Annotated in this window: 8 protein-coding genes; 7 read left to right on the top strand and 1 reads right to left on the bottom strand. The window is 49.9% G+C overall.

The genetic code is table 11. The features are described from left to right. Positions 1-21 precede the first annotated feature (21 nt). A complete protein-coding gene (locus tag TX77_RS03125) occupies positions 22-1,017 on the bottom strand; it encodes a LacI family DNA-binding transcriptional regulator (protein ID WP_049917281.1) in 996 nt (331 codons plus the stop codon). 355 nt (positions 1,018-1,372) lie between these two features. Between TX77_RS03125 and uxaC the strand changes: the two genes are divergently transcribed. From uxaC to TX77_RS03090, 7 genes are all read left to right on the top strand, one after another. Further along, positions 1,373-2,782 carry a glucuronate isomerase gene (gene uxaC, locus TX77_RS03120; protein ID WP_044503375.1) on the top strand — a complete coding sequence of 470 codons (1,410 nt, stop codon included), beginning with the start codon at positions 1,373-1,375 and terminating at the stop codon, positions 2,780-2,782. A 13-nt stretch (positions 2,783-2,795) separates the two neighbouring features. Then, positions 2,796-4,250, top strand: coding sequence for a tagaturonate reductase (locus tag TX77_RS03115; RefSeq protein ID WP_044503374.1), 1,455 nt, complete (start codon positions 2,796-2,798; stop codon positions 4,248-4,250). Positions 4,251-4,257: 7 nt separating this feature from the next. Next, positions 4,258-5,751, top strand: a complete 1,494-nt coding sequence (locus TX77_RS03110; protein WP_044503373.1) for a UxaA family hydrolase — start codon at positions 4,258-4,260, stop codon at positions 5,749-5,751. Between the two features lie 12 nt (positions 5,752-5,763). Further along, positions 5,764-7,197, top strand: a complete 1,434-nt coding sequence (locus tag TX77_RS03105; RefSeq protein ID WP_044503372.1) for a glycoside-pentoside-hexuronide (GPH):cation symporter — start codon at positions 5,764-5,766, stop codon at positions 7,195-7,197. A 12-nt stretch (positions 7,198-7,209) separates the two neighbouring features. Continuing rightward, on the top strand, positions 7,210-7,629 hold the full coding sequence (locus TX77_RS03100) for an HIT family protein (protein WP_044503371.1): 420 nt from the start codon (positions 7,210-7,212) through the stop codon (positions 7,627-7,629). Between the two features lie 61 nt (positions 7,630-7,690). Then, the gene (locus TX77_RS03095; protein WP_044503370.1) at positions 7,691-8,635 is read left to right on the top strand and encodes a sugar kinase; all 945 of its coding nucleotides are present in this window, start codon (positions 7,691-7,693) and stop codon (positions 8,633-8,635) included. A 47-nt stretch (positions 8,636-8,682) separates the two neighbouring features. After that, positions 8,683-9,081, top strand: a 399-nt coding sequence (locus tag TX77_RS03090) for a ketohydroxyglutarate aldolase (protein ID WP_044503369.1), incomplete at its 3' end; no start/stop codon positions are given.

The following is a 9,081-nucleotide window of genomic DNA, read 5'->3' as shown; positions in this document are numbered from 1 at the left end:
TACTTGAGTATACGGAATTTTTTATGTTCTGAAACTTTCACGTTCAATGAGTTCGGCATTGAACTCGGTTCGAATGGGGACGGCGTCAGCCCCCTTGGTGGTTAATTCAGTTACGATATTGACGGCAGCTGTGCATAAGTTTGTTAGTTTGTTGTCCAGGCTGGTGAGGGTCGGTGTGGCGCATTCAGCTAGAATAGAGTTGTTGCAGCCGACGACGGGGATGTTTAGCCCGTGGCGCAGGGCTGCTCGCTGTGCCCCGACGGCAAAGATGTCATCGGCTGTAATGATGGCGTCGAAGTCGATGTGTTCAGCGACTAAGCGGTCAATCAAGGCTTCTGTATCCGTAAGGGTTTTGGGAATCTGTTGAATCAACTCAGTGCGATGAGGCAGCTGTAAATCTTTGATTCCCAGGCGAAAGCCGTCTAACTTATGGCGGCCGCTGTAGGTGAGCGAATTATAGATATAGAGGATATGTTTACAGCCCTTCTTGGCCAGGGCTGCGACGACATCTTTCATGCCGTCTTTTTCATTACAGACGACGCTGTACATACGGGGCTGATGATAGTCACTGTTGATGGTGATGACCGGGATTTGACGGGCCGTTTCACAGAGCAGCCTCACATCCGACTCCGATGAAAAAGGCGTGCCGATGGTGATGATGGCATCGACGTGTTTTCCTGCCATGTCGGAGATATACTTGCCGTTATGGCCGTTATCGCTGCCGGTGTTGGACAGCATGACATCAAAGTGATGCTGCCTGAGGCCGTCTTCCAAAAGGGACACGGCATGGGCATAGAAGATATCGGCGACGTCGGTACAGATGACGCCGATGATTTTCATGGAATCCAGGCCCAATCCGCGGGCAAAGGGGTTGGGCTTATAACCCATTTCTTTCATCACCAGAAGTACCTTGGCCCGTGTTTTTTCGCTGACTCGGCTGCTGCCGTTGAGGACGCGGGAAACCGTGGCGATGGAAACATGGCATTTTTGCGCGATGTCGTAAATCGTGATATTCATAGCAATCGATCCTCTTTATGTAAAAATCTGGGGTACTTACATTATAACACATTTCTTTCTTAGTAAATCAATAGGGATATGGATAAAATATGTAAGAGCTTAACTGGAATGAATGTGGATAACCTGTTTGAATTTAAAACGAAAAGTATTTATTTGGGAAGGAAAATACGGAATACATGATAAAAAAGCATTGTAGAACTTAATTTTTTCAAAAACCATACAGAAAAATCATACGTCATTGACACTGAAGGCATGCTATGATATCCTTTCGGTAAAGATAAGTGTAAGAGCTTACAATAAATTTTCAGTTGACCGACAGCATTCGACGCCGGGTATTGGAAGGAGACATATAATAATGAAACAATTTATGGACAAGGATTTCTTACTGGAAACAGATACGGCAAAGCATTTATTTCATGATTATGCAGCAAAGATGCCGATTATCGACTATCACTGTCACATCTCTCCGCAAGAAATCGCTGAAGATCACCACTTCCGCAGCATTACCGAAGTATGGCTCGGCGGTGACCATTACAAATGGCGTATCATCCGTGCCAACGGTACTCCCGAAGAAAAAGTCACCGGTGAAACGTCGACAGACTTGGAAAAATTTGTGGAATATGCGAAAGCGCTTTCTCGTTCGATCGGTAACCCTCTTTACCATTGGAGTCACTTAGAATTACAGCGCTATTTCGGAATTACCGAACCGCTGACGGAAAAGAATGCTGAAGATATTTTCAACCGCTGCAATGCAAAGCTTCAGGAAAAATGTATGGGCGTCCAGGGCTTGATTGAACAGTCCAACGTCAAAGTTATCTGCACGACCGATGATCCGGCCGACGATTTGAAATGGCATCAGAAATTGAGAGACGAAAAGACTTGCAGCGCTAAGGTATATCCGGCTATGCGTCCGGACAAACTGATGAACGTCGATAAAGACGGCTACGCAGATTACATGGCTCGCCTCGGCAAAGCTGCCGGCGTCGATATCAAGAATTTTGCCGACCTTCGCCAAGCCATGGATAAACGAATCGCCTTCTTTGAAGAAATGGGCTGCCGCGCTACGGACCATGCCTTAGAATATGTTTTCTGCCGTGAAGCTGATGAAAAGACGATCGATGCCATCATGGCCAAAGCTTTGAACGGCGAAGCTGTCAGCAAAGAAGAAATGGAAGCCTATAAGACGGCTGTTCTGACCTACCTTGCCGGTGAATATCACAAACGCGGCTGGGCTATGCAGATTCATTTTGCAACCCTGCGCGACCTCAACTCGGAAATGTATCGTAAACTCGGACCTGATACGGGTTATGACAGCATTGCAGAAGGCAACTGCTGCAAAGGCCTTATTGCCCTCTTAGATCACCTCAATGAACTCCATATTTTACCGAAGACGATCCTTTACTCGGGCAACCCCAATGACAATGCCATGATTGCTACGATTATCGGCGCTTTCCAGGGCGCTGGCGTTCGCGGCAAGATTCAGCAGGGTGCTCCCTGGTGGTTCAATGATACTAAACAGGGCATGATCGACCAGATGACCGGTATTGCCGATGAATCTGTCTTTGGCAACATCCTGGGTATGCTGACTGACTCCCGCTCCTTCTTGTCCTACGCACGCCATGAATATTATCGCCGCATTCTCTGCAACTGGATCGGTAATCTCGTCGAAAACGGTGAATATCCGAACGATGAAGACGCACTTCGCCAGTTAGTCGAAGATATCAGCTTTAACAACGCAGCTAACTATTTTCAATTTCAGATGTAAACGAGGGTAAACGATGAAAAATGTAAGTGAATTCCATCAGAAACAACAGCATCCTGTACGGATCTTACAGTTTGGAGAAGGTAATTTCCTGCGCGCCTTCGTCGACTATGCCGTCGACGTAGCTAACGAGGAAAACGGTTTTGACGGCAGCGTAGCTGTCGTCATGCCCCGCTCGGGCAAGACCGACCGTTATTCCAAGCAAAATGACATATACACGGTATGCTTGAGAGGTCAGCAGCACGGCAAAGTCTGCAAGGAAAACCGCGTCATTACGTCGGTGAAGACCGTAATCAGCGCCCGCGATGAATACGACGCCTTCATGGCTTTGGCTCAGGAAGAGGCTCTCGAATTCGTCGTATCCAATACGACGGAAGCCGGCATCGTCTGTGATGCCAATGATAAATTCGAAGACTGCCCGCCGACGACCTTCCCGGCTAAACTGACCAAGTTCCTCTATGAACGGTATACCTTCTATAAAGGTGCTGCGGACAAAGGCCTTATCATGCTGCCGACGGAATTGAACGATAATAACGGTAAACTCCTTCAGGACTGCGTCACCAAGTATGCAGAAAATTGGGGCTTGGAACAAGGTTTCCTCACCTGGTTGTCCCAGAGCTGCCGCTTCGTCGATACCCTCGTCGACCGTATCGTCGTCGGGTACCCGGAAGACTCGATCGATAAGATCCAGGCTGAACTGGGCTATGAAGACGCTCTCCTCGACCAGGCTGAACCTTTTTCCCTGTGGGTCATCGGAGATTCAACCCTGGCCGACCGCCTGCCGTTAAACTCGAGTAAATTCCACGTTGAATTTACCGATAACATCCAGGCCTTCAAGGAACAAAAAGTACGTATCCTCAACGGGGCCCATACGTCGATGGTCCTCGGTGCGTACCTTGCCGGCCTCGACTACGTCGGTCAGTGTATGGAAGACCCGATTATCCGCAAATCCCTGGACCAGACGGTCTTCGATGAAATCGTACCGACCGTTGATTTACCGGAAGAAAAGGCCGTTGCCTTTGCCCGAGCCGTCTACGAACGGTTTGAAAATCCCTTCGTAAAACACGCCCTCTTGGCGATTTCCCTGAACTCCATTTCGAAGTGGAGAGCCCGGATCCTGCCGACCTTTAAGGACAGCCTGGCAGCGACGGGAAAACTGCCGAAGTTCCTGACTTATTCTTTGGCAGCCCTCCTGGCCTTCTACCGGACGACGGAAGCCGGCGACCAATGCCTCATCGGGTCCCGGGCCGGCAATACCTATGAAATCCACGATGATGAAGATAAATTAGCTTTCATTAAAGATCATGCAGCCCTTGCTACAGCCGATTATATCAAAGCCGTCCTCGGGCAGGCCGATTGGTGGGGCGAAGATCTGAATGCTGTTGACGGCCTTACCGCTGCTGTAACGGCCCATATGGACCGCATGGCTGAGGTAGGCGTCAAAGCGCATCTTGCTGAATTGACTGCATAAGGAGATTATGATGAACGTATTTCAGATACACGCTGATGATAATGTAGCCGTCGCTGTCGACGCTGTTGCCAAGGGCAGCAGCGTTACCGTCGGCGGAGCGTCTTTCACCGTCTGTCAGGACATCCCGGCAGGCCATAAGATCGCCATCAAGGATATTAAACAAGGTGAAGATGTCGTAAAATACGGCTTCCCTATCGGGACCGCTAAAATGGATATCCCTCAAGGTTCCTGGGTCCATACCCATAACGTCCAAAGTAAACTGGGCGACCTCCTGGATTACACCTACGAACCGGAAAAGGCCCAGCGTCCGCCTTTGGAAAGTGAAAAAAAATACGAATTCCTCGGATATAAACGGACGGATGGTCAGGCCGGTATCCGCAATGAAGTATGGATCATTCCGACCGTCGGCTGCGTCAACAACATTGCCCGAGCTATTGAAAATGCGGCCCAGGTCTATAAGACGGACAACATCGACGGCATCTATTCGTACAGTCATCCTCATGGCTGCTCCCAGCTCGGCGACGACCAGCTCCATACCCAGAAGGTATTAAGTGGTCTTATTCACAATCCTAATGCCGGCGCCGTCCTGGTCCTGGGCCTTGGCTGTGAAAACAACCAGATCAGCCTGATGAAGGACGTCATCGGCGACTACGATCCGGACAGGGTCAAGTTCCTCATCTGCCAGGACGTAGAAGATGAAATCGAAGCCGGCACGGCGATTGTCAAAGAACTGTGCGACTATGCGGCTAAGTCCCACCGGGAACCGTGCGATGCCTCCCTGCTTACGATCGGCCTGAAGTGCGGTGGATCCGACGGTTTTTCGGGCATCACGGCCAATCCCCTGGTCGGTGAAATCTCGAACCGTCTCATCGCAGCCGGCGGCACGTCGATCCTGACGGAAGTGCCGGAAATGTTCGGTGCTGAAACGCTGCTCATGAACCGGGCTCGGAACGAAGAAGTCTTTGATAAGACCGTAGCGCTGGTAAACAACTTTAAAGAATACTTCATGAATTACGGCGAAAAGATCAATGAAAATCCGTCACCGGGCAATAAGGCCGGTGGGATTACGACCTTGGAAGATAAATCCCTGGGCTGCGTACAAAAAGGCGGTCAGGCCTTGGTAGAAGATGTCCTCTCTTACGGCGATCGTGTTTCCAAGAAAGGCCTGAACCTCTTGCAGGCTCCAGGCAACGACTTGGTAGCGGCCAATGCCTTAGCCGCAGCCGGCGCTCACATGGTCCTCTTTACGACGGGACGGGGAACGCCTTTTGCTTGTCCGGTACCGACGATTAAGATTTCCAGCAACAGCAAACTGGCCGAATTCAAAAAGAATTGGATCGATTTCAATGCCGGTACGATTGCTGAAGGGGAATCGCGGGAAGCTGCGGCGGACCGCCTGTTCCAATACATCCTCGATGTAGCGTCGGGACGTATTTTGGCAAAATCGGAAGACCTTGATAAACACGAACTGGCTATATTTAAAAACGGTGTTACCTTATAAGGAGGGAGTGCAATGAGCACACAAGAAGGAACCTTGCCGAAGCCGAACGCTCCGGTTGAAGGGCAGACAGCCAAAGACGGTCATGTAAAACTGTCATGGCGTGAAAAGATTTGTTACGGGTTTGGTGACTTTGGCAACGGTTTTATGTTTGACCTCGGACAGGCCTATTTGACGAAATACTGGATCGACGTTTGCACCATCCCGGCTGCGGCGGTTGCCGGTATCTTCGCCTTTACCAAAATCTTCGACGCCTTTATGGACCCGATTGCCGGCTCCGTTATCGACGGCCGCAAGAACATCGGTCCTCGCGGCAAGTTCCGTCCGGTCATGATGTTTTCTGCCGTCATCCTGGCTATCTTAACGGTCATCACTTTTACCATGCCGGAAATATCGGCAACAGGTAAAATCATCTTTGCTTACGGTGCTTACATGGCTTGGGGGCTCGTTTACTCGTTTACTAATATTCCCTATTCCTCCCTGGCCAGTGTTATGACTCGAGACGTTGAAGAACGAAGTCAGATGGCTACGACGCGTCAGGCCGGTTCCATCGGGGCTCAGCTCATCACCGGCATGGCTTTCGTCCCGATCGTCATGATGTTTGCTTCGCCTCACCACGGTTTCTTTATCGCCGCGGCTGTCATGTCCATCGTCGGTGTCATCGGTTTTGCTATTTGCTATCTTAACTGCCGTGAACACGTTCCTGTTAAGCGTAATACAGCTAATGAACAGAAAGCCAAAGCTTCCGACTATGTTAAACTCGTGTTTACTAACAAACCGCTCTTATGCATCATTTTAATGACCTTGTTTACGATTTCGGCTATGAATACCAATAACCAGATGATGATCTTCTTCTGTCAGTATAACTTAGGTTACATGGGCTTCCAGCCGATTGTAAACGGCATCATGATGGGCTGCTCCGTTATCGGTATCCTGCTCATCCCGAAACTGGTTAAAAAATTCGGCAAGAAGAAGACGGCTATCGGCGGCTTGCTCATAGGCTGTGCGGCAGACCTTCTCAACTTCGTCATCCCGACTAACATTTACTCGTTCATCGTTTTGGTTACCATCGGCTACGTTGCCTTGGCTATTCCTAACGGTGTTACCTGGGCCTTTGTTTCCGACGTCATCGACTACAGTGAATGGCACAACGGTATCCGTAAAGAAGGCATCACCTATGCTGCTTTCAACTTTTCCCGTAAAATCGCACAGGCCCTGGCTGCTGTCGTAAGTTCCGGTATCCTGGTCATGACGGGTTACGTTGCCAATGCCGTACAGAGCGAAATGACCCTCTTGGGCATTAAAGCGGCTATGACCTTGTACCCCGGCGTTGCCCTCGGTATTGCTGCAATCATCTTGTACTTCTTCTACGGTTTGACGGATGATAAATTTAAACAAATCGCTGAAGATTTGAATAATGGTAAATGGGAACACGGTACCATTGAATAAGGAGGCTTTCACATGAAAGATCAGAACTGCGGTTACTGCGTCAAAGGCGAACCGCTGGCTAAGTTTGGCATCTACGTCTGTGATTTATCGGTCAGTATGTTAGTTTTATTCAAAGAACAAAGCCATCCCGGCCGCTGCATCGTCGCTTATAAAGATCATGTCAGCGAAATGACGGAATTGAGCGATGAAGAAAGAAATGCTTTCTTTGCCGATGTTGCACGGGCTTCGAAGGCCATTCATGCAGCTTTTCATCCGGACAAAGTAAACTATGGTGCTTATGCCGATTCAGGACATCACTTGCATATCCACTTAGTTCCCAAGTATAAAGATGAATTCGAATGGAACGGCACCTTTGTCATGAATCCCGACCGCGTTTACTTGACAGATGCAGACTATGAAGATATGATTGATAAAATAAAGAAACAATTGTAAAACTAAGTAACCGGGGACTGTCTGCTGCGACAGTCCCGTCTTATCTCATGGAGGAATCAAAATGAAGAATGTGCTTACTATTGGTGAAGCGATGGGCTTGCTCATCGCTGAAGAAAAGGGTCCCTTGGAATCGGTCGAACATTTTTCCCGCCACGTCTGCGGGGCTGAATTGAACTATGCCGTCGGCATGGCTCGCTTGGGAAATAATGTATCGTATATCTCCAAGGTCGGCATCGATCCCTTTGGCCGCTGCATCGTCAATTTTCTGAAAGAAAATAATATTCACGAACAGTACGTATGGACCGATGATGATCATATGACGGGCTTCCAGATGAAAGAAAAAGTTGCCGAAGGAGATCCTTTCGTAGCCAATATCCGCAAGCATACGGCATTCTCTCATTTTCAACCGGCTGACTTAGCCGGTATCGACTGGGCCGGCGTCGATCACCTTCATGTGACGGGGATTCCCCTGGCTTTGTCGGAATCGTGTCGGGAAACGATTTATACGCTTATGATGCGGGCTCACAGCAAGGGCGTGCGCATTTCCTTCGACCCTAACCTGCGCCCTATGCTCTGGAAATCAGAAGAAGCCATGGCTCGGGTCATCAACGATGCTGCCCAGTACGCCGATATCGTCATGCCGGGCCTCGGTGAAGGCCGGATCCTGACCGGCCGGGAAAGCGAACAGGACATCGCCCGGTATTACCTGGAACGCGGCGTCCAGACCGTCGTCATCAAGCTCGGCGGCAGCAACGGGACCTATGTTCGGACGGAAAATGAAGAATTGTACGTCCCCAGCTATCATGTGGAACACATCGTCGATACCGTCGGTGCCGGAGACGGCTTTGCCGTAGGCTTTACCAGCGGTCTCCTCGATGGGTTAACCTTGGAAGAGTCTGCCCGCAGAGGGGCTGCTATCGGGGCCATGGCCATTCAGGTTGCCGGAGACAACGAAGGGCTGCCGACGAGAGAAAAATTGGAAGCATTTCAGCAAAGCCATTCGTAATAGTCGTATAGAGATATCTTTTTGAGCGTGTGAGAGGAGTTTACACCATGGACAAAATCGAAGTCGTCAATAAAATTAAAGAAATCGGTGTCGTCGCCGTCATTCGCGGCAACAACCCGGAAGAAGCTGTAGCCATGTCCGAAGCCTGCATTAAAGGCGGTGTCATGGCCATTGAATTGGCATTCACGACGCCGCGGGCTCATGAAGCCATTCGGGAACTGGCTAAGAAATATGCCGATAATCCCGACGTCGTCATCGGTGCCGGCACGGTCCTCGACGCGGTCACGGCCCGTATTGCCATCCTCGAAGGAGCAGAATTCATCGTGTCGCCGGCCCTCGACGTCGAAACGATCAAGTTGTGCAACCGCTACCGTGTAGCGGTCATGCCGGGGACGACGACCTTGAAAGACGTCGTAACAGCCCTTGAATGCGGTGCAGACGTCGTC

The sequence above is a fragment of the Megasphaera massiliensis genome (assembly GCF_000455225.1).
GTDB classification, from domain to species: domain Bacteria; phylum Bacillota; class Negativicutes; order Veillonellales; family Megasphaeraceae; genus Megasphaera; species Megasphaera massiliensis.
This window is presented reverse-complemented; position numbering and strand designations above follow the sequence as displayed.

What these genes read in the sequence shown, in the direction of transcription:
- TX77_RS03125 (WP_049917281.1), bottom strand. Translation starts at nt 1,017, where the DNA reads ATGAATATCACGATTTACGACATCGCGCAAAAATGCCATGTTTCCATC.
- TX77_RS03110 (WP_044503373.1), top strand. Translation starts at nt 4,258, where the DNA reads ATGATGAACGTATTTCAGATACACGCTGATGATAATGTAGCCGTCGCT.
- TX77_RS03115 (WP_044503374.1), top strand. Translation starts at nt 2,796, where the DNA reads ATGAAAAATGTAAGTGAATTCCATCAGAAACAACAGCATCCTGTACGG.
- TX77_RS03095 (WP_044503370.1), top strand. Translation starts at nt 7,691, where the DNA reads ATGAAGAATGTGCTTACTATTGGTGAAGCGATGGGCTTGCTCATCGCT.
- TX77_RS03100 (WP_044503371.1), top strand. Translation starts at nt 7,210, where the DNA reads ATGAAAGATCAGAACTGCGGTTACTGCGTCAAAGGCGAACCGCTGGCT.
- TX77_RS03105 (WP_044503372.1), top strand. Translation starts at nt 5,764, where the DNA reads ATGAGCACACAAGAAGGAACCTTGCCGAAGCCGAACGCTCCGGTTGAA.
- uxaC (WP_044503375.1), top strand. Translation starts at nt 1,373, where the DNA reads ATGAAACAATTTATGGACAAGGATTTCTTACTGGAAACAGATACGGCA.